At 59.4% G+C, this 23,842-nt stretch carries 22 protein-coding genes; 9 read left to right on the top strand and 13 right to left on the bottom strand.

Annotation, left to right across the window (positions count from 1 at the left end; all coding sequences use genetic code 11):
- Position 1: 1 nt before the first annotated feature.
- The 7 genes from ACOOHD_RS05095 to ACOOHD_RS05125 all read right to left on the bottom strand — a co-directional run bounded on the left by ACOOHD_RS05095 (position 2) and on the right by ACOOHD_RS05125 (position 6,168).
- Positions 2-1,252, bottom strand: coding sequence for an inositol-3-phosphate synthase (locus ACOOHD_RS05095; protein WP_420460492.1), 1,251 nt, complete (start codon positions 1,250-1,252; stop codon positions 2-4).
- Between the two features lie 71 nt (positions 1,253-1,323).
- Complete coding sequence (locus tag ACOOHD_RS05100) at positions 1,324-1,839, bottom strand: aminotransferase class IV (RefSeq protein WP_420460493.1); 516 nt, start codon at positions 1,837-1,839, stop codon at positions 1,324-1,326.
- 187 nt (positions 1,840-2,026) lie between these two features.
- Positions 2,027-2,974, bottom strand: a complete 948-nt coding sequence (locus ACOOHD_RS05105) for an aminodeoxychorismate synthase component I (RefSeq protein ID WP_420460494.1) — start codon at positions 2,972-2,974, stop codon at positions 2,027-2,029.
- Between the two features lie 64 nt (positions 2,975-3,038).
- Positions 3,039-3,254, bottom strand: a complete 216-nt coding sequence (locus tag ACOOHD_RS05110) for a PspC domain-containing protein (protein WP_420460495.1) — start codon at positions 3,252-3,254, stop codon at positions 3,039-3,041.
- Positions 3,255-3,284: 30 nt separating this feature from the next.
- The gene (locus ACOOHD_RS05115) at positions 3,285-3,869 is read right to left on the bottom strand and encodes a pseudouridine synthase (protein ID WP_420460496.1); all 585 of its coding nucleotides are present in this window, start codon (positions 3,867-3,869) and stop codon (positions 3,285-3,287) included.
- Complete coding sequence (locus tag ACOOHD_RS05120) at positions 3,869-5,584, bottom strand: dynamin family protein (RefSeq protein ID WP_420460497.1); 1,716 nt, start codon at positions 5,582-5,584, stop codon at positions 3,869-3,871. Before ACOOHD_RS05120 ends, ACOOHD_RS05115 begins: the two co-directional genes overlap by 1 nt.
- Positions 5,572-6,168 (bottom strand): WbqC family protein, encoded by a 597-nt coding sequence (locus ACOOHD_RS05125; RefSeq protein WP_420460498.1) that lies wholly within the window; start codon positions 6,166-6,168, stop codon positions 5,572-5,574. The genes ACOOHD_RS05120 and ACOOHD_RS05125 overlap by 13 nt, the downstream gene beginning before the upstream one ends.
- A gap of 45 nt (positions 6,169-6,213) precedes the next feature.
- Here ACOOHD_RS05125 and ACOOHD_RS05130 point away from each other — a divergent pair, with 45 nt between their 5' ends.
- Both ACOOHD_RS05130 and ACOOHD_RS05135 read left to right on the top strand, forming a co-directional pair.
- The gene (locus tag ACOOHD_RS05130) at positions 6,214-7,125 is read left to right on the top strand and encodes an SDR family oxidoreductase (protein ID WP_420460499.1); all 912 of its coding nucleotides are present in this window, start codon (positions 6,214-6,216) and stop codon (positions 7,123-7,125) included.
- Positions 7,126-7,208: 83 nt separating this feature from the next.
- Positions 7,209-8,060 carry a ChaN family lipoprotein gene (locus ACOOHD_RS05135; RefSeq protein ID WP_420460500.1) on the top strand — a complete coding sequence of 284 codons (852 nt, stop codon included), beginning with the start codon at positions 7,209-7,211 and terminating at the stop codon, positions 8,058-8,060.
- Between the two features lie 49 nt (positions 8,061-8,109).
- Here the strand turns inward: ACOOHD_RS05135 and ACOOHD_RS05140 are convergent, their stop codons facing one another.
- The 3 genes from ACOOHD_RS05140 to ACOOHD_RS05150 are packed head-to-tail and all read right to left on the bottom strand — an operon-like array spanning position 8,110 to position 10,166.
- Complete coding sequence (locus ACOOHD_RS05140) at positions 8,110-8,487, bottom strand: diacylglycerol kinase family protein (protein WP_420460501.1); 378 nt, start codon at positions 8,485-8,487, stop codon at positions 8,110-8,112.
- A 39-nt stretch (positions 8,488-8,526) separates the two neighbouring features.
- Positions 8,527-8,787 carry a hypothetical protein gene (locus ACOOHD_RS05145; RefSeq protein ID WP_420460502.1) on the bottom strand — a complete coding sequence of 87 codons (261 nt, stop codon included), beginning with the start codon at positions 8,785-8,787 and terminating at the stop codon, positions 8,527-8,529.
- On the bottom strand, positions 8,784-10,166 hold the full coding sequence (locus ACOOHD_RS05150) for a vanadium-dependent haloperoxidase (protein WP_420460503.1): 1,383 nt from the start codon (positions 10,164-10,166) through the stop codon (positions 8,784-8,786). The genes ACOOHD_RS05145 and ACOOHD_RS05150 overlap by 4 nt, the downstream gene beginning before the upstream one ends.
- Before the next feature lie 145 nt (positions 10,167-10,311).
- Between ACOOHD_RS05150 and gldG the strand changes: the two genes are divergently transcribed.
- From gldG to tpiA, 5 genes are all read left to right on the top strand, one after another.
- Positions 10,312-12,033, top strand: a complete 1,722-nt coding sequence (gene gldG / locus ACOOHD_RS05155; protein ID WP_420460504.1) for a gliding motility-associated ABC transporter substrate-binding protein GldG — start codon at positions 10,312-10,314, stop codon at positions 12,031-12,033.
- Positions 12,034-12,044: 11 nt separating this feature from the next.
- The gene (locus ACOOHD_RS05160) at positions 12,045-13,256 is read left to right on the top strand and encodes a zinc dependent phospholipase C family protein (RefSeq protein WP_420460505.1); all 1,212 of its coding nucleotides are present in this window, start codon (positions 12,045-12,047) and stop codon (positions 13,254-13,256) included.
- Positions 13,249-14,700 carry a hypothetical protein gene (locus ACOOHD_RS05165; RefSeq protein WP_420460506.1) on the top strand — a complete coding sequence of 484 codons (1,452 nt, stop codon included), beginning with the start codon at positions 13,249-13,251 and terminating at the stop codon, positions 14,698-14,700. The genes ACOOHD_RS05160 and ACOOHD_RS05165 overlap by 8 nt, the downstream gene beginning before the upstream one ends.
- A 101-nt stretch (positions 14,701-14,801) precedes the next feature.
- Complete coding sequence (gene bioB / locus ACOOHD_RS05170) at positions 14,802-15,809, top strand: biotin synthase BioB (RefSeq protein ID WP_420461405.1); 1,008 nt, start codon at positions 14,802-14,804, stop codon at positions 15,807-15,809.
- A 182-nt stretch (positions 15,810-15,991) separates the two neighbouring features.
- The gene (tpiA, locus tag ACOOHD_RS05175) at positions 15,992-16,744 is read left to right on the top strand and encodes a triose-phosphate isomerase (protein WP_420460507.1); all 753 of its coding nucleotides are present in this window, start codon (positions 15,992-15,994) and stop codon (positions 16,742-16,744) included.
- A 63-nt stretch (positions 16,745-16,807) separates the two neighbouring features.
- Here the strand turns inward: tpiA and ACOOHD_RS05180 are convergent, their stop codons facing one another.
- Complete coding sequence (locus ACOOHD_RS05180) at positions 16,808-17,554, bottom strand: porin family protein (RefSeq protein ID WP_420460508.1); 747 nt, start codon at positions 17,552-17,554, stop codon at positions 16,808-16,810.
- On the bottom strand, positions 17,497-18,240 hold the full coding sequence (gene ubiE / locus ACOOHD_RS05185; protein WP_420460509.1) for a bifunctional demethylmenaquinone methyltransferase/2-methoxy-6-polyprenyl-1,4-benzoquinol methylase UbiE: 744 nt from the start codon (positions 18,238-18,240) through the stop codon (positions 17,497-17,499). Before ubiE ends, ACOOHD_RS05180 begins: the two co-directional genes overlap by 58 nt.
- Before the next feature lie 138 nt (positions 18,241-18,378).
- On the opposite strand from ubiE, the gene gyrA reads away from it, so the two are divergent.
- Both gyrA and ACOOHD_RS05195 read left to right on the top strand, forming a co-directional pair.
- Positions 18,379-20,946: a DNA gyrase subunit A gene (gene gyrA / locus ACOOHD_RS05190; protein WP_420460510.1), complete on the top strand. Its 2,568-nt coding sequence runs from the start codon at positions 18,379-18,381 to the stop codon at positions 20,944-20,946.
- Positions 20,947-21,098: 152 nt separating this feature from the next.
- The gene (locus tag ACOOHD_RS05195; protein WP_420460511.1) at positions 21,099-22,430 is read left to right on the top strand and encodes a tetratricopeptide repeat protein; all 1,332 of its coding nucleotides are present in this window, start codon (positions 21,099-21,101) and stop codon (positions 22,428-22,430) included.
- Between the two features lie 58 nt (positions 22,431-22,488).
- Here ACOOHD_RS05195 and ACOOHD_RS05200 read toward each other — a convergent pair whose 3' ends face one another.
- Entirely contained in the window at positions 22,489-23,748 is a 1,260-nt protein-coding gene (locus ACOOHD_RS05200) for a putative DNA modification/repair radical SAM protein (protein WP_420460512.1), read from the bottom strand.
- Between the last annotated feature and the right edge of the window lie 94 nt (positions 23,749-23,842).

Here is a 23,842-nt window from a genome sequence, read left to right on the forward strand (position 1 = left end):
ATCAGGCGGTGACGGTATCGGAGGCCGGTGTAGGGGCGCTGTGCGATGCCATGGCATCGGTCTCGTGAAGCCAGCGGAGTAACTCGAGTTGTTGCTCGGCGAAGTTGTGGTTAGGTTCCCCGCCCTCCCGGGTCATGGGGGCCTTGAAAAATACGCCCAGCGACTCCACTACCCCGCCCCGACCCCGGCGGCCGGCAAGATCCAAACAGCGAGCGATCTCGATGGCCAGGGGAGCGGCCAGGATGCTGTCCTTACAGAGGAAGTCCACCTTAATCTGCATGCGCTGACCAAGAAACCCGGAAATGTCAATGTTGTCCCAGGCCTCCTTATCGTCGCCACGGGGCTTGTAATAATTGATCCGCACGAGGTGGCTCTCCACGGGATAACCCAGGCAGTTGGTGAGCACGTCGCCCTTCGTGGTGATCTTATTCTCCAGCGACTTAGGCGTACGCAGGGCCTCCCCGTCGCGGTTGCCGAGGATATTGGTCGAGAACCACCCGTCCACGTGCAGGGCGCGGGCGCGCAGGGCCGGCGCCAGAACGGTCTTGATGTAGGTCTGACCCGTTTTGCCGTCCTTACCGGCTACGGGTACGTTACGCTCGTTAGCGAGTTTACGCAGCGCCGGAATATCGGCGGCGCGGCTGGGGGTGAAGTTACCGTAGGGTACGCCGGCGGTGATGCAGGCGTAGGCATAGAGCATGGCGGGACTGATGGAGGTATCGTTAGCTTCCACGCCGCGCTCGAAGGCATCCACCGACTGGTAGATATTTTCCTTGGGGTCGATAGCGTGTTCGGTGCTGGCTAGGTTGATCACTACCACGCGGCCACCGATCTCGGCGGCAAACTCCCGTAGCCGGTTTTGAATATCGGCGACCAGCTCGCGGTGGGTCTCGGTGCTATCGGCGGCCCCGACTACCCCCTCACAGTAATTGCGGTTGCTGATGGCGGGCCAGGGGCGCATCTTCTGTAAATCCTTCTCGACGGCGTCAAGCTGCTCCCGGTCGAGTACCCGGTGGTGCTTAGCCGCGGCGTGTAGGTTGTCGTCGTAAAGGTCCCAACCCCGAAAGTGCAGCTCGGTATAGGGGGTAAGGTCCAGATCGCTGTGCTCGGCGAGCGGTAGACCGGTCGTGCCCTGCTCACCGCGCTGAATGAGTAGTGTGCCGGCTACGGCGGTGGTGGCTACGGCACCACCGAGTCCGATGATCGCTATACCAAGCGGACCGCGGTCCGCCTCCTCGTTTATTGAGTTCAAGTTGGGAAGGGTTTTGCCACCTAATTTACATAACGCCCCATTAGTTCAATGACCGCAGGGGGTAAAATGTCCTAACGGCCCAATAACCGGTGTACCCCCCGCACGGCCGAGGTAGCCACCCTAGGGCCCTCGCCCCAGGGTAGCATAGCGTTGATGAGCCGAATACACTCGAATTGCTGCAGATCGCGTAGCCGGATCACAGACGGGCGAAGCACTCCGGCCTGCAGTAACTGTTCCCTGCGCGTACCCCGCAGCAGGGGCCAGGCGGGGGTGTACCACTGCGATCCATCGTAGAGGGCAATGTTGGCGTAGCTCGTGTCCGTAAGGTATCCCCGCTGTACGATGAGGATGTCGTCGCACTCCCCCCGCTGGGCGTACAGGTCGGTAATGCCCTGACGGTCTGCGTACTTACGCCCGTAGTGCAGTCCATCACCCGCTACGACGCGGAGGCTACGTACTACTCCCACCTCGTAGGGAGTGATCTGGTAACTGCTTAGTTCGCTAGCGTAGATGAGGCGTAACTTATGCGTACCCCTAGGGGGTAGATCAATTTTATCCAGTACATCCGCTAATTTGAATGCGGGCAATTTCCCGTAATAGGCTCTGCGTGAACGCTCTACCCGCTTCTGATGAAAGTCAAGCAGCGGGGCGGTTCCATCAACAAGACGAATAGTCTCCAGTAGGGGGGGAATAGGACTCGAAAGGGACAAAAATTACGACATTTAGCGAAGGGCGGCAAGATAAGTAGGTGGCGGAATAGGTGAAGTAGTTCCGTCACTGGGTGGCCCGCAGCGGTAATCTGATTTTCGCATTCATCTCCTGGTATTCCCGTTCCCAGTCGCTCCGGGCGGTGATTCCCCCCCCGGAGTGAAAAAAATACCTGCCCCCGCGGTGGGCGATGTAGCGAATCAGGACGCAGGTATCGAGCCGCTGCCCGTCGTAATAGCCCGCGATTCCGCAGTAGTACCCCCGGTCCTGTCCTTCCGCTTGGCGGATCAACTGCAGGGTGGCCCACTTCGGCGCTCCACTCACCGAGCCGGCCGGAAGGAGTCGCAGCAACGTCGCTCCAAGGGTAGTCCGCCAGTTCCGGGGTAGCTGTCCTCCAATGTCGGAGCTCGTCTGCACGAGTGCGCCCCCGCCGCGCTCCGTAGCCAGCAGGTAGCGGTAGTCGGTCACCCGTACCCCGCGCGCTACCTGACTCAGGTCGTTGCGCAGTAGATCCACGATGGTGGCGTGCTCGGCTATCTCCTTAGGATCGCTGAGCAGGGCCGCACGGTCGGCCGGGGTATCCGCTGCCGTCCCCTTCATCGGACTCGTGGCGATGTACCCCTCGGGGTCAATGGTCACGAAGGTTTCGGGGCTGAAGCAGACGAATTCATCCGGTAGCAGCACCCGGTACTTAGCCTCTACGGCGCGGTAGACCGTCCCCAGGTCCGCGTCCAGCGCAATCGGCGTAGGAAAGGTCAGATTGGTCAGAAAGCTATCTCCCCGCTGCAACCCGCGTTGGACAAGCGCAAAAGCCTCACGGTACTGCTGGGTTGCTATGGTCCGTGCCGTGAGCTGGGTGACCCGCGTGGTTTCGGGCTGAGGGTCGGGCCGCCCGGGAAAATCAAAGGCTAGGTTACCCGGCCGCAGCCACTCCTGCTCCGTGAAAAAACGTGGCCGTTGAAGCTCAAAATCGAGCAGAAAAAAAGAAGGGCTGGCCGGCCGCTGCAGCCTCACCTACGCGCTCCGACCAGGCCAGTAATGTAGCGGTAGGCGGGGTGTACATAATTACCCTACCAATCTACCAGCCCATCTGCCGCCGGCCCTCCCGCATGTAGTTGCGCACGTTGAGCCAGAAGGCCGCGAAGAAGTAAAAGAGCAAAGAAGACCCCAGCGACAGGCAGGAAAGGTAAATAAAGTAGGTCCGGACCCGCGCCCGCGGGATGCCCATTTTGTCCCCCAGCCAGGCGCAGACGCCGAAAGCCGAGTGTTCCACCGTTCTACGAAATCGTTCCATCGGTACCGTTAGTAAGGGTTCGAAAGTAGGTTATTTCAGCAATCCGAGCCGCTGACTCAGCCAATTAACCCCTACCTCCCGCACATGTTGCCCCTCCAGGTCAGCCAGCGTCACCTCGCCAATGGCGTAGCGAACCAACCGCAGTACGGGGTGGCCTACTGCGGCACACATCCGGCGCACCTGGCGATTTTTGCCCTCCGTCAGCGTAAGGGCCAGCCAGGTATCTGGGATGTACTTCCGCTCCCGTACGGGCGGCACTCTGGGCGGGTACGCAGGTGCAATCCGTTCGACTACCACCGGTCGACTACGGTGTTCCCGGCCCGTTAGGCGGATTGTCACGCCAGCCGCAAGTGCCGCCGTGGTCTCCTCCCCGACCGCGCCCTCGACCTGCACGTGGTAGGTACGCCGGTGCCCGTGGGCCGGCTGCAGCAACCGGTGATTAAGGCGGGTATCGTCGGTCAGGAGCAGCAGCCCCTCGCTGTCGCGATCCAGTCTGCCGACCGGGTAGACGTGCGGCGGAAAGTCATATACATCGGACAGCGTCCGGTGAGTAGGCACCTCCCGGGTAAACTGACTCAGCACGCCGTAGGGCTTGTCGAGCAGAAAGTAGCGCATTAGATAGTCTCGCTGAGCTCAGCCAGCTCTTTATCTACCTCCGCGTGCGTCCCCTCCAGGATGAGCAGGTTCTTCTGCTCCCGGTCCAGCATCTCGTCGAAACGGCCGAAGTTGGCCTCGATGCGCCGGCGCAGGGTGGTGATGTAGGCCTTCAGTTTTTCTTCCAGCTCGGTAGCCAGGCGGTTGCGGCCGGTAGCGATCTCCTGCTCGAAGCTCTCCACGATGCGGCGGCGCTTGCCCCGGGTGCTGAAGCCGGCGAAAATCACGCCTACCGTGGTGAGGACTCCACCGGTCACGTCGAGTACGGGCAGCGTACTGAGCGCCATTAGGATCACCCCCAGCGCGGCAATACCTCCTCCGGCCGCCAGGTTTGGGGCCAAATTTTCGCGGTCGGCAAAGAGCGCCTCGTCGGTAAAGTTCTCCGTCCTGCTTACGAAGCGATTAAACTGATCCTGTAGGTCGCGCAGCACGTTCTCCCGTCGCTCGGCGATGCTGGAAAACAGCTCGTGGTCATTGCTCAGGATGGTCTGGCTGCTGCGGATCTTCAGGTCGATGGTCTTGACCATTTGCTGGATGCTCTCGGCCAGGTCGATGACGTTTTCGTTCAGACGTGCGCGTAACTTATCGTTGAGCTCGGTCTCCAGATCACGAGCCAGGTGCTCCAGCCAGGTCTTGGCGCTCGGCGTGCTGCCGAAGGTGGAGGCGACGCTGCGTTTGACGAGGCCAAACATGCTCAGTCCGCTGCGCAGCTCGGTGAGCTTTTCGCGCGTAATGTTGTCGTAGGTCAGCAGTAGGTTTTCGACCATCAGATCGACCTGCTTGTTGCTCTGGCCGGCCTGCTCCTCAAGGGTCTCCTGGATGTCCTGGCGAAAGTGGGTGTCGGCCTCAAACTGACTCCGGCGCAGGAGCAGCCCGTCGGCGATGCGCCCGTTGATCGTCTGGGCGGTGAGGACGCTATTGGTAAGCTTCAGGCGGGGGGCCCGGCCGCCGGTGATATGATCGGCAATGTACTGCCGCAGGGGCTCGAACCCACTGTCGTACATGCCGGCCTGCTCCAGCTTAGCGGAAACGGCAAATACCCGGGGATGCTCGATACCTTCTTTGGTCGCTTTCTCCGCCACGCCGGCGAGGTTGACGGCTAGCTCATCCTCCGTAGCCAGGTCCTTTTGCTGTAGTACGAAGATGGTCTTCTTCCGCCAGTCCCCGTGGATGTACTGAAAAAAGTCCCAGGCCGACTGCCGGTAAGGATTCTTAGCCTCGAAGACAAACACAATTAGGTCGCTGGCCGGGATGAACTGCTCGGTGATCTCCTGGTGGTGGGCCACGATGGTGTTGGTGCCCGGGGTATCCACGATGGCGATTTCTTTGAGGATCTCGACCGGCAGAAAGATCTTTTTCAGGTAGGGGTTCACGGTCACCTCGCGGCGCTCCTCCCCGTAGATGATCTGCTGGATGGTGTCGGTCATGGGCTGTGGGGCGGCCTTGGCGATTTCCTCCCCCGTGGCCAGGAGGGCATTGACGAAGCTCGACTTACCGGCCTTCACCTCCCCCACGATCACGAACATGAAGGGCTCGAAGATGCGGTTGCGCAGATCGCTCACGGTCTGGGCCATGTCCTCGTATCCGATACGGATGGTCAACTCGTGCAGTCGCTTAATGATCTCCTCCAGCCGGGCGCGGTCAGCCTGGAGGCCGGCGTCGATTAGGTTTGCCATGGGGTAAAGGTAGTGCTCAACTCCGGCCCCAGACAAAACAGCCCATCCAGCACGGAAAGCCCGTTCACAAATTCGAAACGGTCCGCAAATACCTGGGGGTACGAAGTTAAGCCCCCTCCCCCCTCCACCTGCGTTGCACCCGCGGCCCCGCCCCGGAATGAGGTGGTTAAGCTTAGCGAGAGCGGGAGGTCTAAAAGTTGAATTATGCCTCTGGTGATAGCCAGGTTATAGTCCCATAGCGTATCGTGCTGCTGCTGAAGTAGTTGTAGTACCACTTCTACATAGTGCTCGAAATAGGGAGAGCGGCCATAAGCTGAGCGAATGGCTTGTGCATGCTGCCGCCGCCAGTCCGGGCGCGCATCGATGAGCACCTCGCGAATGGGCATCTGCTGGTGCTTGCCGCCCCGGAGTGGCACGGATAGGAGTAGCGGACCGTTCGCCGTGAGGATGCGACAACGGTTGCGCCAGCCGCCCTTTTGGTAGGTTTCCTGGGCCTCCCACTGCCAGCTGCCGGCGGTAAGGGCATGCACAAACCAGGTCAACGGAGGAAAGTAGGCCGTGGTGGTAAGTGTAGGTAAAGTCATCCGTATTTAGCAAACATTTGAGAAAAACGTCTGGTTAACGGGGGCATGAGTGCAACAGACAAACTAACTAACCGCTTCGAGAAGCAAAATCCCCTTACCCAGTATCCGCGCCCGCCCTTTCCCCGGCAGCCGCAAAATAGACCCGGCTCGGTCAATAAGATGGACCCCGAGCCCGACCACGGTGAGGAGAGCTACGTCGGCTTCGGCCGGCTTAAAGGCCGTAAGGCATTGATCACCGGCGGAGATTCCGGTATCGGCCGGGCCGCCGCCATCGCCTTTGCGCGCGAGGGGGCCGATGTAGCCATCAACTACCTGCCCACTGAGGAGCAGAACGCCCAGGAGGTCATCAAACTGATCGAGGCTGAGGGGCGCACGGCCGTAGCCATACCCGGAGACATTGTCGAGGAATCATTCTGCAAGGAGCTAGTGACTACTGCCGTAGGCAAGCTCGGCGGACTCGACATCCTGGTTAACAACGCCGGCCGGCAGACGGCCCAGAAGTCCATCAGCGATCTCACTACGGAGCAGTTCGACAATACCTTCAAGGTCAATGTGTACGCCCCGTTCTGGATCACGAAAGAAGCCCTCAGGCACATGACTGCCGGGTCCTCCATCATCAATACCGCCTCGGTGCAGAGTTTCGACCCCTCGGCAACGTTGCTGGACTACGCCCAGACCAAGGCCTGTAACGTAGCCTTCACCAAGGCCCTGGCCCAGCAGGTGGCCGAAAAGGGCATCCGCGTCAATGCGGTAGCCCCCGGTCCGTTCTGGACCGCGCTACAGCCGTCGGGCGGACAGCCCCAGGATAAGATCGAGAAGTTCGGCAGTACGACCCCACTAGGTCGGCCAGGGCAGCCTGTAGAGATCGCGCCGGTATACGTACTCCTTGCTTCCCAGGAGGCGAGCTATATTACCGGGGAGGTGATGGGCGTTACGGGTGGGGAGATGCCGTACTAGATTCACGGCGTACATTTTGGTGGTGCTGCACCTTTAGTCTGGAAACGAAACGGTACCCTGACGAACTTCGTAGCTTTGGGGCCATGCCATACCAAATTATGCTTTGGTTACTGCTGAGTACCACTTTATGGTCGCAGTCGGTACCCCAGGCCTACGCACTATTCGGGAAAAGCGGAAAGGAAGTATCCTACAAAAAGATGCTGCGCGAGCTGCAGGAAGCGGATGTCATCCTCTTTGGTGAGTACCACAATAACCCAATCGCTCACTGGCTGGAGCTCGTGGTGGCCGGCGACCTCCGGGCCTACGATCTAGGCCTGGAGATGTTCGAAACCGACGAGCAGGACGCCCTCGATAGGTTTATGTCCGATAGCCTCACCGTAGAGCAGCTCGATAGTGCAGTGGGTGGGCTGTGGCCGAACTTCAATACGGACTACCTACCGCTCCTCCAGCAGGCCCGGCAGCAGAGCGCCCGGGTATACGCTACCAATACGCCGCGGGAGTACGCCCGGATGGTCTTCCAGCGCGGCTTCGTAGTACTACAGTCTTTGCCGGCGGAGGACCAGGCGCTGCTTCCCCCGCTTCCCCCACCCTACGATGCGGACCTACCGGGGTATCAAGCGATGCTAATGCCGGGACAGGGACCCGGCCACGCCGGTGAGAACTTCCCCAAAGCGCAGGCCATCAAGGACGCTACCATGGCCTGGTTCATTGCCCGCAATGTTCGAGAAGGGTGGCCCTTCCTGCACATCAATGGGAGCTACCACAGCGACAACTTCGAGGGCATCAGTTGGTACCTGCGGCAGTATAAACCGCAGTTGCGGGTGGTGACCCTCACCACCCTGGAACAGACCGACCTGGATGGGTTGATCAAGGAAAATGTCGGCAAGGCTGACTATACGATCCTCGTGCCGGAGCGGATGACTAAGACTTATTAGGGCAGGTGTACACTGTGGTTCACTTATCTATAGCAGCGAAGCTGCGCCACTAACCTCCCCCCCACATTGAGTCATATACCAACAACAGAGCAATAATGCCGGAGAACACCGCGGTAAACAACACCGCCCCCGCCGCCACGTCCTTAGCCTTACCGGCCAGGATGTTATACTCCGGGCTCACCAGGTCCACCACGTACTCCACGGCCGTATTTAGCGCCTCGGCGGCCAGTACCATTCCCGAGCACAGCAACACCACGACCCATTTCCAGAGAGGGAAATCCAGCCCCCACGACAGGCCGATCATCGTCACGAAGGCCGCCATGTGGATCTTCGACGGCGCGTGGTTACGCAGCAGGTCATACGCCCCCCGAAAGGCGTACCCAAAGGCAGAGAGCCGGCCCCGGGAGTAGGAGATCAAACGCTTCATACGTTGTAGTCAAGCCGGTGGCGACCGGACATGTTCGCCTCACAGCCAGCCAATCCCGCCGCGCAGGGCAATGAAGGCGATCAGGGCCAGGGCCGGGGCAATCCAACCCGTCACCAGATAGGTATAGTACGAGCGGCTCACCCGGCTGGGCTCCACCCATTCCGTCACGTGGCTCAGCCCCCAGATCGCAAAGCAGATAGCACCGAGGATGGCGGCCAGCAGGGTGCCGGCATACTCATCGGCTAACATCAGTAGAGAATACAGGATGAGTTGCCCGATGAGCAGCAGCGCGAAGTTCACCGTTTGATAGTAAGATCGCCACCCCGCGCCTCGGTGATCTTGGACCGGGTGTGGATGCGCGAGAGTAGGTGCTTACCTACCGCCTCCCCCTGCGTCATCCCGTACTCGATGGAGGGTCGGTAATGAATACCCCCGTAGAGCCGGCTGATGGCCGCCTCCTCGCTAGCCGCCAAAAAGCTCGAATAATTTCGCGTCGGCAGATCGTACTCCTCCTCGCTATCGTCGTCATAGGCAAAGTTATCCCCGTACAAATCGGTCAGTACCACGGCGCAGGCCCGGCTCACCACCGAGTGACCACTGGTGTGCTCCGGAAAGGGCGGCGTCTGTAGCAGCGGCCGCCACTCCTGGTCCACGTGGCGGTTGATGAAGGTCTCCGGCCGCACCAGTTTCGAGCGGTACTTCTCCTCCCAGCAGCTAATGAAGGCATCGTACATGGCCATGCTGACCAGGGCGTAGGTTTCTACCGTGCGGGTGAAATCGGCATCTGCTTTCTTGGCCGCGATCGCGGCAATGTTGACCCAGTGACCGCCGGGGGTGATCTTTTTGGTGGCAAACATCAGGTGGCCCACCGTGTGGCTTACGTAGGGATTACAGTCCCAGAACTGCGCAATCGCCTGCCGCTGGGCACTTTCCTTCTCATCGACACCGGTGAAGGCGGTGTACACCTCGTTCACCTCGCGCATCCACTTACTGTCGGGCTCCAGGCTATACTCCGTTGGGGGCAGTGGCCGGAACTGACTCGCGCTATCCAGCGTAAACGGCCGGATCTTCATCCAGCTCGGCTCGATGCCGTCCATGTAGTCCGGCGGCGTCGGCTGCCACTTAGTCTCATCATCGGTGATCGAGTATTTCGGAAACGTCCGTGTCTGCTTATACATGTCCCCGCCGTACCAGGCGATGATGTGGTCGGCTACCTGCTCCCCGTAGGCCACCGAGGCGGTAAACACTTCTTCCGGTACCCCGATCTCCCTCACTTGCTGAAAAAGCTCCTCCTTAAACTCATCCATCTTTGGCTCGCTGAAGATCAAGCTCTTGCCTACTTTGAGTTGAGCGGCTACCGCAGCGATCGGGTAGGCAATTTCCTGTCCGGCAGGAGGCGCGGGCGCAGGTGCCAGGTGGGGAATCTGACCGGCCAGGCTTTCGAGACTGGGATCGCCCGCCGCCAGCGCCTCGTAGCCGGCAATGCTAGAGTAGGAGTAAATACGGCTCGCTACCGGCGGAGAAAAAATATCGTGGACGATCACGTCCGTAAGCTGTTTCACCGATCGGTGAAAGAACTCGGGGCGGGCAACCTCCTCCTGGTAGTTGGGATTACTATCCTCCCCGCAGCTCAGCAGGGTGAAGAGAAGAAATAGGGTACAGACAATGCGCAACTTCATACGTAGGGGTGCAGTGATCGACATAGTTCGGCCGGTAGCGCCACGCTTGCGACCGCTACGAAGGTACAACGCGCGTGGATGCGAGCTGGATTAACGGCCGCCGGACTCTGTCGGGGAGCCGCTTTATCTTCGCCTCCCACCGCCTATGCCCCCACGCGAACGTATATACCGCCGTCAGGCCCTGCTCCGCTTTGCCCTCGGACTCTGCCTACTCGTGGTGGTGAACGTACTGGCCCACTCCCGCCTCGGGGGCACCCGGCTGTACACCGCCCTCGATCTTACCGAGGACCGTCGCTACACGCTATCTACCAACACCCGTAACCAGCTCACGGACCTGACCGAACCGCTCTACGTGCGCGTCCTCCTCGCGGGGGAGTTACCCGCCGGTTACCAGCGCCTGCGTACCGCTCTGGAAGAGAAGCTGGAGGACTTCGCCGGGTATACTGACTACCTCCAATTCGAGTTTGCCGATCCACTCGCAGGCACCCCCGATGAGGTGCGCCAGCGGCAGGAGGCGATGTTTGAGGACGGCATCGTACCGGTCACCGATTACCAGCAGTCGGCCGGTGAGCGCACCGCCCGCGCCGTATATCCCTACGCCCTCGTGTACGGCGGCGAGCAGCAGCGCATCGTACCCCTGTTGGAGGCCTCCCGCCCCGACGTGCCGCTGGCCCAGCAGTTGAACCAGGCGGAAAATTTACTGGAGTATAACCTCACCCGGGCCATCGCCGGCCTCACCGCCGTGGATAAATACACCGTCGCCTTCACCCTCGGCAACGGCGAGCTGCCCCCGGCTCAGTTTGCCGACCTGGTCAGCGAGCTACGTAAGGACTATGAGGTAGGGCCGCTGTACCTGGATAGCGTAGCTACGGTGCCCGATCAGATCGACCTGCTCATCGTTGCTAAGCCAACGGTCCCCTTCACGCCGGAGCAAGCCTTCCGGCTTGACCAGTACGTAATGCAGGGCGGCAAGGTGATCTGGGCTATTGATGGAGTAGCTATGGATTATGATAGCCTACAGGCTACGGGGGAGGCCATCCCCCAGGCCCGGACTACTGGACTGGAGGATTTATTCTTCAGTTACGGCTTTCGCGTTAGCACTGAGCTGGTGCTTGACCTCGCTAATAGTCCCATCCCAATAGCTACCAGTCAGGGGCCGACGGGGCCGCGGTTCACCCTAGTGCCCTTCCCCTACCACGTCACCGCCCTGCCCGCCTCGGACCAGCCCATCGTACAGAACATCGACGCCGTCGACCTGCGCTACCCTACCCTACTGGAGGAGGTCGGTGGTGCCACGGACCTCAACCGCACTATCCTGCTGACCAGTAGCGACAACGCACGGCTCCAGGCCGTACCCTCCGTCATCGACCTCGACGCCCAGAAGTTTAGCGTTGAACTGGAGCGCTTCAACCGGGCTGATCTGCCCCTGGCGCTTGTCCTGGAGGGCACTTTTGAAAGTCCCTACGCCAACCGCATGCGCTCCTCCTTCGGGGACTTCCTGAGGCGCAGCGACCGGGAGTACCGCAGTCGCTCCGTGCCCACCGCCATGCTAGTTGTAAGCGACGGTGACGTCTTAGCTAACAGCGTAAGCAACCGGGGTGAGGTCGGCACGCTAGGCGTCAACCGCTTCAGCGGCATCCCCTACGCCAATAAGACCTTCATGCTCAATGCCATCGCCTACCTCCTCGATCCCACCGGCATTATCAACAGCCGCAACAAAGAGGTACGTCTGCGCCTCCTCGACCAGAACCGCGCCCTGGCCGAGGCCGGGTACTGGCGTAGCCTTAATCTGGCAGTCCCTCTCCTACTCCTTGCCGTATTTGGCCTCCTGTTCAACATCCTCCGTCGCCGCCGCTACGCGCGTTAAGTTATCCCGTCATGTACATTCTTCCCTCACTTCTCATCGTACTCCTGGGCGGGGCCGCGGGTGCAACGTTTTCCGAACCATCCCCTTCCCCATCCTGGGGCTTCTTCGCCCACCGCCGCATCAACCGCCTGGCTGTTTACACCCTTCCGCCCGAACTTGGCGTAGGTTTCCGGCCGCAGGCGGACTACCTGGCCGAGCACGCCGTCGATCCCGATAAGCGCCGCTACGCCACCGAGTACGAGGCCGTACGCCACTACATCGACCTGGACCACTGGGGGGAGCTTCCCTTTGACGACGTACCCCGTAGCTACCTGGATGCGCTTGTCTGGCGGGGTGGACTGGATGTGGTCAATACGGCAGGAGACACTTCCCACTGGCGGCTGGATACCGTACTATTCGATCAGGCAATTCTGACTAGTGGTGCGACCAGCTTCGACCTCCCCCTCGCAGACTACCGCAGACTGTGGCAGAGTGCCGTGCTGCCTGCGATGTACGCTGACCGGGCCGTGGTGACGGACTCCCTGCACCGCTTGGACTTTCCGGACACGGTGGGAACGGTCTATCCGGTAGATAACTTCTCCGCGCACGGCATTCTACCCTACCACCTACTGCGTCACCACCGGCAGCTTACCGACGCCTTCGTCGCGGGTGATGCTGACCGTATACTACAGCTAGCCGCCGAGATCGGTCACTACATTGGCGATGCCCACGTGCCGTTGCACACCACCGAAAACTACAATGGCCAGCTCACTAACCAGCTCGGTATTCACGCCTTCTGGGAGAGCCGGCTGCCGGAGCTGTTTGCAGACACGAACTACGACTATTTCGTGGGCCCTGCGGACTACATCTCCGACCCGGCCGACTACTACTGGGACATCGTGCTCGAAAGCCATGCGCTAGTCGATAGCGTACTTGCTACGGAGGCCCGACTGCGGCAGGAGTTCTCGTCCGATCAGCAACTCTGTGTCGAGGAGCGCCTGGGGCGGGAGGTACGAACGCAGTGCCGCGAGTATGCAGCCGCCTGGTCTCAGGCTATGAACGGTATGGTCGAGGATCGCTTTCGGGCCGCGGTGCGGGCGGTCGGGTCGGCCTGGTACAGCTGCTGGGTGGATGCCGGTCAGCCGGTGCTGAATGAGGAGTTGGTTAGGGTGCTTCCACAACCGGTCAGGAGCGATTTTGTACCAGCGGCTCCGACAGGCCGTTCAGGCCGGACGCATGAGTAAGTGGGTAATTACCGCCGCCGTACTACTTGCCCTCACAGCCTGGAATTCGACGGGACACCACCAGGGGGATGAATACTTCCAAATTCTCGAGTTTGCCGCCTACAGGCTGGGTATCACTCAGGTGGACGAGCTACCGTGGGAGTACGGGGAGCGGATGCGCCCGGCCTTACAACCCGCGGCAGCTTATGGTATCTACCGACTACTGGGCGGCGTGGGAACGGCAGATCCATTTGTGGCAGCTTTTCTCCTTCGCCTGCTCTCGGCCGGGCTCACCCTGGGGGTAGCCGTGCTGCTCTACCGGCGGTACGTGGGTATTGTACCTACTAGTCTACGAGCGGCCCTCATCGTGCTCCTGTTCTTCCACTGGTGTGCCTACTACAGTGGCGTCAGATTTTCGAGTGAGAACTGGTCGGGCCTAGCGGCGGTACTGGGCCTAATCACCTACCCTATCCGTACCCCGTCGGTGCATCGACACTACACCCCGGCCGGGGGCCGGAGTAGCTTCTGGAGTGGAGTGTGCTTTGGCCTGGCCTTCCTCTTCCGCTACCAGGCCGGACTGCTAGTCGTGGGGTTTGGACTGTGGCTGGTATTCATCCATCGTGCACCGTGGATAGCGCTAGGTCGTCTAGTAGCCGGGGGCCTCACGGTGCTCTTGCTCGCCTACCCCCTGACGTACTGGCTCTACGGAGAGTGGACGCTACCGGCCTACCATTACTTTGCCGCCAACCTGATCGAGGGGCGCGCGGCCGGCTACGGCACCCTGCCCTGGTACGGGTACTTCGAGCTGGTGGTGCTACGGGGTATTCCGCCATTAGGTCTGGTGTACCTTGGTGGCACCATTGTCTACCTGTGGGTATACCGCCGCGACCCGGTAAGCTGGATGGTCGGGCTGTTTGTCCTGGTACACATGCTGCTTGCCCGTAAGGACATCCGCTTTTTGTTCCCACTCATCCCCCTGCTGCCGATCCTACTGGCGGGCGCAGCATGCGCGGTCTCCGCACGCTACGGACCATTTTGGCATTGGCGGTGGGTCAGGGTAGCCGCCTGGGTGTGCCTCGGGGTAAATATGGTGTTGCTGCTATCGGTCGTCGTGCGCCGGGCGGACTCCGGCACCGGACCAGCAGCGTACATCTACCGTACGTTTCCCGCTGGTGCAAATTTAACCGGACCGGGCGCCCGACTCTTCACCGCCGAGGGGACTACTCCTCACTATTACTTGCCTTCCGGTACCACGATTGTTGAGCCACCCTTCGATACCGCAGGCACCTGCGGCCCCGCCCCCGGTCCCTGTCTTTATGTGGAACATACGCGGCAGCCACCCGACTTACCGGCCGGTAGCAAGTTGCTGTACACCGACCGTACCGCACTCATCGACGGGGTGAACGTACTCGGCTGGGCCGACCGCCAGAAGTGGTGGTACGTGTACCGCTTGCCGGATGGCTGAGGGGCAGTACCTATATTTGCCGGCCTATGACCGTCCAGACCTCTCCCCTCCCTGCTTCCTGGTCGCTGGCCGAACTGCGGGAGCTGCACGACGCTCCGCTGATGGAGCTGCTTTTTCGGGCCGCTACGGTGCACCGCCAGCACCACGATCCCAATGAGGTACAGGTATCGAGCCTGGTGAGCATAAAGACCGGGGGGTGTCCGGAAGACTGTGGCTACTGTCCGCAGGCCGCCCGCTACCACACCGACATTGAGGAGAATGCGCTACTCTCCGTAGAGCAGGTGCGCACCGCCGCCGAACGCGCTAAGGGCCTGGGCAGTAGCCGCCTCTGCATGGGGGCCGCCTGGCGAAACGTGCGCGACGATGCTGAATTCGACCAGGTGCTGGAGCTGGTACGCACCGTGAATGGACTGGATATGGAGGTTTGTGCTACGCTCGGTATGCTCACCCCCAATCAGGCCGAGCGCCTGGCCGCCGCCGGACTCTACGCCTACAACCACAACCTGGACAGCAGCGAGGAATACTACAAAGAGGTTATCTCCACCCGTGGCTACCAGGACCGCCTGGAAACCATCGGCAACGCCCGCCGCGCCGGACTGACGGTCTGCTCCGGAGGCATCATCGGTATGGGAGAGAGCGTCGAGGACCGGCTGAAGATGCTGCTCACCTTAGCGAGTCTTACCCCCGTTCCCGAATCGGTACCCATCAATGCCCTGGTTGCCGTAGAGGGCACCCCCCTGGAAGAGCAGGAACCGGTAAATATCTTCGAAATGGTGCGTATGATCGCCGTGACGCGCATCGTACTACCCACAACCACCGTGCGACTCAGCGCAGGCCGTACCAGCATGACCCCCGAGGGGCAGGCGCTGTGTTTCCTGGCCGGTGCCGGTAGCATCTTCGCCGGCGATAAACTGTTGACTACACCTAATCCAGAGGCCTTTGCGGACATGGAGCTGTTCGGTGCGCTGGGGCTGCGGCCTACGGCGGCTTACGCTAAGGGGGCTCGTCCGGTGCCTACTGCTGACCCCGGCCCGCCTGCGGAGAAGCAGCGGATCAAGTGGAGCCGCCCAGGGCATACGATCGAGCGCAATGAGGCTAAGCGGAAGTAAGCGTACTTGCTCGGGCAGTGTGGCAGCCGTGCTAACTTACATTTAAAACCGCAGAGGGCGCAGAGATACGCAGAGGTATGACTGAACGAGGCTCTGCGTAACTCTGCGCGCTCTGCGGTTCAACCCCCTGTAACAGCGGAGCTGCGCCAGCTATTAGAGAATCAAATTAAATATAAGATATTATGAGCCGCAGCATGGTAGCCGGAAACTGGAAAATGAACACCACCCCCCGCCAGGGCAACGACCTCGTGCGCGCTGTCCTGGAAAAACTAGGCACCCCCCCCACCCGCGTAGTCTTCGGCGTGCCGGAGATTCAGCTCATGGCCGTAAAGGCACAGCTCAAAGACCACCCCGGCTACGCCGTGGCCGCCCAGACGATGCACCAGGAACCCATGGGGGCCTACACCGGAGAGGTAAGCGCGGAGATGCTAGCCGACGTAGGCGTAGAATACGTGATCCTGGGCCACAGCGAGCGGCGGGAGTACGCCGGGGAGGATGACAACCTCATCAACCGCAAAATCGTGGCGGCCATCGCCGCCGGTCTTAAGCCCATCTACTGCTGCGGCGAAAAGCTCGACATCCGCGAGGCGAATAACCAGGAAGTGGTGGTCGGCAGGCAGGTAGAACAGGCCCTGGGTTCCCTAAGTCCGACACAGGTAAAGGAAGTAGTAGTTGCCTACGAGCCCGTCTGGGCCATCGGTACCGGCGTGACGGCCAGCAGTGAGCAGGCGCAGCAGATGCACGACTACATCCGTCGCATGATCGGTAACCAGTTCGGTGGCGAGATCGCCGAGAATATGACCATCCTATACGGCGGCTCGGTCAAGCCCGACAACGCCGCCGAGCTCTTCGCCCAGCCCGATGTGGATGGTGGACTGGTTGGGGGGGCTAGCCTTGACGCGGAAAGCTTTGCGGCTATTGTACGGGCCCTGTAGCGACGGCTTGAGCCGTCATGCTGCCTTTCTTGCTTAGCAGCTAGACGACTAAAGTCGTCGCTACTATCCCTCGATGTGAAAAGAGATCGTAAAGGTGCGGCTCGTCACCTTCTCCAGCACCCGGCTCTCGGGTAGCGTAGGGTTAAAGAGCAGCGTATTACCGATGCCGTGGCTGATCTTGAACTCCGGCGAAAGGATGAAAAATGGGAAAAAGATCTGGATCCCCGCTCCGTACTCGATGGCGAAATCGTGCGGACTGATACGTACCAGCTCCTCCGCCTGCCGGGTCCGGCTCTCGCTGGCCACGTCGAAGGAGTACTTCATACCCGCGATCAGGAACAGGCGCTTATCGCGGTAAGGAGCCGACTTATAGCGGAAGTAAAAGGGCAGCTCGATGAACACCGCCTCAACTTTTTCCTGCGATTCTACGCGCCGCACACTACTCTGGGTATAGTTCAGGTTACGCTCCGCAAAGTTGAAGCCCGGGGTGAAGCGAAAGTCAAAGTATTTACCGAGCTTCAGGTTACCGATTAGGTTCAGGTTGAAGCCCGGCCCGTTGAGGCTCTCCACGCCGACGATGCTATCGGTGTACAGGAATTCACGACTACGGAAGGGCGTGTAACGGCTCGAATTGAAGCCCAGGGTGATGCCAAAGTAGTAGGGCTTTGCCTGGAAATCGTAGAAGTTCCGGTTGTTCCCGCCGATAAACTGGGCGTGTGCGCAGGTGCAACACAGGATCGAAAGGCAGAGGGTCAGCGCGGTCGGTAGGCCGTATAGATAGAAGCGACGCCGAGGGTAAGTGCTTGCCATGTAGTGTCTTTATAACCGACCCGCCGAAGGATAGCCTGAAAGTCCGGGCCGCTCGGAAAAACCTGCACGGATTCAAAGAGGTAGGCGTAAGCCCGGGGGTCTCGGCTCTGTAAACGGCCGATGAGCGGCATAATTTTGCCAAAGTAAAAATTGAAGGCCCAGCGCAGCGGTGCGTACTTCACACGACTGAATTCCAGTACGATCAGCTTGCCCCCGGGACGCAGTACGCGCAGCATCTCGGCTAGCCCCTGCTCCAGGTTTTCGAAATTGCGCACGCCAAAGGCTACCGTGACGGCGTCAAAGGTAGCCTCCGGGTAGGGAAGGTCCTCGCTGTCCCCCTGCTCCAACGTGATGCGCTGCTCCAGCCCCAGCTCTCTGACTTTTACGCGGCCGTACGCTAGCATGCCCTCACTGAGGTCCACACCGGTGACGTGGTCGACCCCGGCGCGCTTTACGGTCTGAATGGCCACGTCAGCCGTACCCGTGGCTACGTCAAGGATGGTACGGTGCTCTCGGGGCTCGAGTTGAGCGATAAGCTTCTTACGCCACAGGGTGTCGATACCAAACGAGGTGCCCCGGTTAAGCAGGTCGTAGGTGGGGGCAATGGAATCGAACATCCGCCCCACTTCCTCCTTCTTCGAGGCCTTTTTTCCGTAAGGTTTGACGACCTTTTGCGACTCTGCCATATGGGCTACTTAACCCCCCATAAACACTATGGTTTAGCTAGGTTTTTAGGCACGATTTTTGTACCTTCGTGCGCGGGCGGACTGGCTGTTTTGCGACGTTTTTTGTACCTGCGGCCCCGCCCCGTCTAAACTACCCGTATGCCAAATTCACGCATCATTCCGGTCAATATCGAAGACCAAATGAAGTCGGCCTACATCGATTACTCGATGTCGGTGATCGTAAGCCGGGCCCTGCCCGACGTGCGCGACGGACTCAAACCCGTACACCGCCGGGTGCTCTTCGGTATGAGCGAACTGGGACTCAGCTACCGCGGCGCCCACAAAAAGAGCGCCCGTATCGTCGGCGAGGTACTCGGTAAGTACCACCCCCACGGCGACTCCTCCGTTTACGATACCATGGTCCGGATGGCCCAGGACTGGAGCCTGCGCTACCCCCTGGTTGACGGACAGGGCAACTTCGGCTCCATGGACGGCGATAGCCCCGCCGCTATGCGTTACACCGAGGCCCGTCTGCAGCGTATTAGTGACAGTATTCTAGGCGACCTCGACAAGGACACGGTCGACTACCAGCTCAACTTCGACGATACGCTCAAGGAGCCAACCGTCATGCCCACCCGCATTCCGAACCTGCTGGTCAACGGCGCTTCGGGTATCGCCGTAGGTATGGCTACGAATATGCTGCCCCATAACCTAAACGAGGTGGTGGACGGTGTGATCGCCCTGGTGGATAATCCGGACATTACCATCAACGAGCTGATGCAGTACGTGAAGGCTCCGGACTTTCCTACCGGCGGCATCATCTACGGCATGGACGGGGTGCGCGAGGCCTTTCGTACCGGTCGCGGCCGGGTGGTCGTGCGGGGCCGGGCCGACATCAAGGTCGACTCCAACGATAAGGAGACGATCATTATCAGCGAGATACCCTACCAGGTCAACAAGGCTACGCTGGTGGCTAAGATCGCCGAGCTAGTCAACGACGGTAAGATCACCGGCGTGAGTGCCGTGCGCGATGAGTCGGATCGCGACGGACTGCGAATCGTCATCGAGGTGAAGCGTGACGCGATGGCCTCGATTGTGCTCAGCTACCTGTATAAGTACACGCCACTGCAGACGAGCTATGGAGTCAACAACGTGGCGCTGGTCGGTGGCCGGCCCATGACCCTGAACCTGAAGGATCTGATCGAGGAGTTCGTGGCCTTCCGTCTGGAGGTGATTCAGCGGCGCACGGTGTACGAACTCAATAAGGCGCTGGCCCGGGCGCACATTTTGATCGGTCTGCTGATCTCGTTGGACTACCTCGACGAGGTGATTGCCCTGATCCGTGCCAGTGCCAATCCGGAGGATGCCCGCGACGGACTGATGGCCGGTAATTTCATCACCGACCGGGATGCGTTCTGGCAGAAGTTCGGTGATCTGATTCGTGAAGTCGCGACCGCAGAGCTCTTTGTCCTGGAGGGCAACGTGATGAGCGAGGAGCAGGCTAAGGCCATCCTCGACATGCGCCTGCAGAAGCTGACCGGCCTGGAGATCGATAAGATTCGGGATGAGTACGCGGAGATCCGCGCACTGATCGATCGGCTACGCGCTATTCTGGAGAGCGAGCAGCTACAGCGCGACATCATCAAGGAGGAGCTACAGGACGTGCGGGCCCGCTTCGGCGACGAGCGCCGTTCGGAGATCAGCCTGGATACGGCCGATATCTCCATCACGGACATGATTGCCGATGAGGACGTGGTGGTGACGATCAGCCACCTGGGCTACATCAAACGTACACCCGTGAGCGAGTACCGGGCCCAGAGCCGGGGCGGTCGCGGCAGTCGCGGGACTAAAACCCGCGATACGGACTTCATCGAGCACATCTTCATCGCCAGCAACCACAATTACCTGCTGCTTTTCACCGAGCAGGGGCGTTGTTACTGGCTGCGCATCTATGAGATTCCGGAGGCGGGCAAGAACAGCGGCGGACGGGTGATCCAGAATATCCTAGCCATGCCCAAGGATGATAACGTGAAGGCCTACATCAACGTAGCGGACCTGACGGATGAGGAGTTTCTGGCTCAGCATTCCGTGATCTTTGCCACCAAGAAGGGTCAGGTCAAGAAGACCAGTCTGGAGGAATACAGCCGTGTGCGCACCAATGGGGTCAACGCCATCACCATCAATGAAGGTGACGAACTTCTGGAGGCCCGCCTCACCAATGGCAACAGCCACGTCTTCCTAGCTACAGCAAAGGGGCAGGCCATTCACTTTGAGGAGAACGGAGTTCGCAACATGGGCCGTAACGCTGCCGGTGTACGGGGCATCAGTCTCAATGGACCCAAGGATCGCGTAGTGGGCATGGTCACCATCGACCACGAGCGCGATGCGGATAAGACCATCTTAGTGGTGAGCGAAAACGGGATGGGTAAGCGGTCCGACTGGGCCGATTACCGCATTACCAACCGCGGCGGCAAGGGCGTTAGCACCATGAAAATCACTAACAAGACCGGCGAGCTGGTGACCATCAAGGCCGTCAGCGAAGACGACGATCTGATGATCACCAACCGCTCCGGCATCCTGATTCGTACCGGAATGGAGGAGCTGCGGGTCATGGGTCGCTCTACGCAGGGCGTTCGCCTGATCAACTTAGGCAGCGACGATGCGATTGCCGACGTAGCCGTTGTGAGCATCGACGAGAATGATATCGTGGGCGGTGAGGAAGAGTAGCCGAACACGAATACAACCAGACTGTTTTATAACTTTAAGGTAGCCTTAACCATCGTTGGGGCTACCCTTGACGTTTTACTGTTACCCTCTCGGATGATCACTTGTCTTTGAGGCGTATGCACACACATACATTGAAACCAACACAACCTATCATGCGTAATTTATTCCTTAGTGCGCTAGTTGCACTACTTGCGGTGTCTACCGCCTTCGCTCAGAGTGGCGAGGACCAACTCAAGGAGGCTTCCAAGGCCTACGACAACTACAACACCAGCCGTGACGCGGTTAAGCTCCAGGAAGCCGTCGATGCGGTCATGGTAGCTATGGAGGACCCCACCGTGCAGGCCGACTATAAGTCGTACCTCGAGGCCGGTGATATCTACTCCGCCGCTATCAACCAGTACGTTCAGGATCGGACCCTGGCTAACAACGAGCCCATCGAGCCGATGGTCGCCCGTGCCGCCGCTACCGCCGCCGACTACTACATGAAGGCATACAATATGTCAGACAAAAAGAGTGGCAAGAAAGCTGCGCTCGACGGCCTCCAAACCCTACAGGGCAACATCTCCAATGAAGGGATTTATGCCATCCAGGATAAGAACTACGAGGACAGCTACGAGGCCTTCAACAAGAGTGTTCAGGTCCACGATTTTCTTACACAGAATGGTGGAGAGAGTGCCTTTGCCGCGGACGAGACCAAGCTGAACGACGAGCGCTACTACGCTGCCCTCTCCGCCGTACTTAACGAAAACTACGACGCGGCCGAGCCGCTGTTCATCGCGCTTCACCAGGGAGGCTATAATGATGTCGGCCTCTACGATGGACTGTACAAAGTCTACAGTGGTAAGGGTGATATGGAACAGGCCGGTAAGTACCTCGACGAGGGCCGTGAGAAATTCCCCGAGGAGACCCAGCTGCTCTTTACCGAGATCAACTACTACCTCGCCCAGGGCAAATTAGACGAACTGACCGGTAAGCTTGAGGAGGCTATCGCCGCTGAACCCGAGAATGTGAGCCTTTACAGTACCCTTGGGTCCGTGTACGACCAACTCTACCAGACCAAGCGTGCCGAGGAGCCTGATGCCGCCGCCGGCTACTTCGACCAGGCCAAGGCCAATTACGAGAAGGGTCTAGAAATCGAGCCCGACAACGCTAGCCTCATCTACAGCCTCGGTGCCCTTTACTACAACCGTGCCGCTACCATGACCAACGATCTGGTAGAGCTAGGTAATGACTTCAGTAAAGAAGGGCAGGCTAAGTACGAGGCGCTGGAAAAGGAAATCAATGCCGAGTTTGACACGGCCTTTCCCTACTTCCAGAAGGCCGAAAAGACCGATCCTAACAACCTCAACACCCTCAACGCGCTGAAGGAGATCTTTGCCCGCCGCGATAACTACGATGCTTCCAATGAGATGAAGGCCCGTATCGAACGGGTGCAGGCCGGTGAGACGATCGAAAAGTCTTACTTCGAGGAGCAGGGGATGTAAGCTCCGCTTCGTAAAATTGTGAAGCCCCACCGAATCACGATTCGGTGGGGCTTTTCGTTTAGCCAAACAGCGCCAACTGCCCGGTATCCTGCGCATGCCGCCCGGTCTTACTAGCCCCGTGCACCACCTGCCGACGAATCGCCGTAGGATCGAAGCCCAGCTGCCGGAAATCTTTATCCGCGCAGAGCAAAAAGTACTGCGCCCGCTTCCAAACCACCCCGATCTTTTGCAGGTGCTCGCGGCGCAGGGGGCGGAAGCGGCGGGAGTTGACGATCTTCAGTGCGGACTTTACCCCCACTCCGGGGATGCGCAGGATCATTTCGTAGGGTGCAGTATTTATATCAACTGGGAACATCTCGGGGTGTCGCAAAGCGTAAGCTAGCTTGGGGTCGATATCCGGATCGAGGTTCGGCTGACTATCATCGACAATCTCGTCGGCAGCAAAGCCGTAAAAGCGCATGAGCCAGTCGGCCTGGTAGAGCCGATTCTCGCGCCGCAGCGGCGGGGCGGCCAGGGTGGGTAGGCGGCTGTCGGTGCTGATGGGCACGTAACCACTGTAATAGACCCGCTTTAGCTTCTGCTCCTCGTACAGGGAGGCCGAGAGGGTAAGAATATCCTTGTCGCTTTCGGGACTGGCACCGATGACCATTTGAGTGGACTGTCCGGCAGGAGCAAAATTGGGAGTTTTGACAAGCGCCTTTTTTTCCTCTTTATAGCCAACGATAGATTCCTTGAGAAAATTCATCGGCTGATACACCTCGGCGTAGTTCTTTTCGGGGGCTACTTTTTTGAGGCTCATCTCGCTGGGCATTTCCAGATTGACGCTGAGGCGATCGGCGTAGAGACCGGCCTCATGGATCAGCTCGTCACTGGCTCCGGGGATGGCCTTGAGGTGGATGTAGCCGTTGAACTTGTGCTCGGTACGCAGGGTCTTGGCGATGCGGACCAGGCGCTCCATGGTGTAGTCAGCACTCTTGAAGATACCGGAGGACAGGAAGAGCCCCTCGATGTAATTGCGGCGATAGAAATTGAGCGTCAGGTCTACGACCTCCTCTACGGTGAAGGCGGCGCGCTTGACCTCATTGCTGCGACGCGATACACAGTAGGCGCAGTCAAAGATGCAGTGGTTCGTAAGCAGGATCTTGAGGAGCGATACGCAGCGACCATCCTGGGTATACGTATGACAGATACCCATACCGGTGGCGTTACCGAGGCCATCTACCGTATTTTTACGCTTACTGCCGCTGCTACTGCACGATACATCGTACTTGGCGGCATCGGCTAGGATGGTGAGTTTCTCGGCGGTCCGTTCGTTCATATACTACTGCACTTATTCCCCGTAGAGATCGTTTATACCTACACAAAGTACAACAATTTGTGCATAAAAATGCCCAACTTTACCGTTTTTGTTT

It is taken from the genome of Neolewinella sp. (assembly GCF_965214665.1).
In the GTDB taxonomy this organism is placed as follows: domain Bacteria; phylum Bacteroidota; class Bacteroidia; order Chitinophagales; family Saprospiraceae; genus Neolewinella.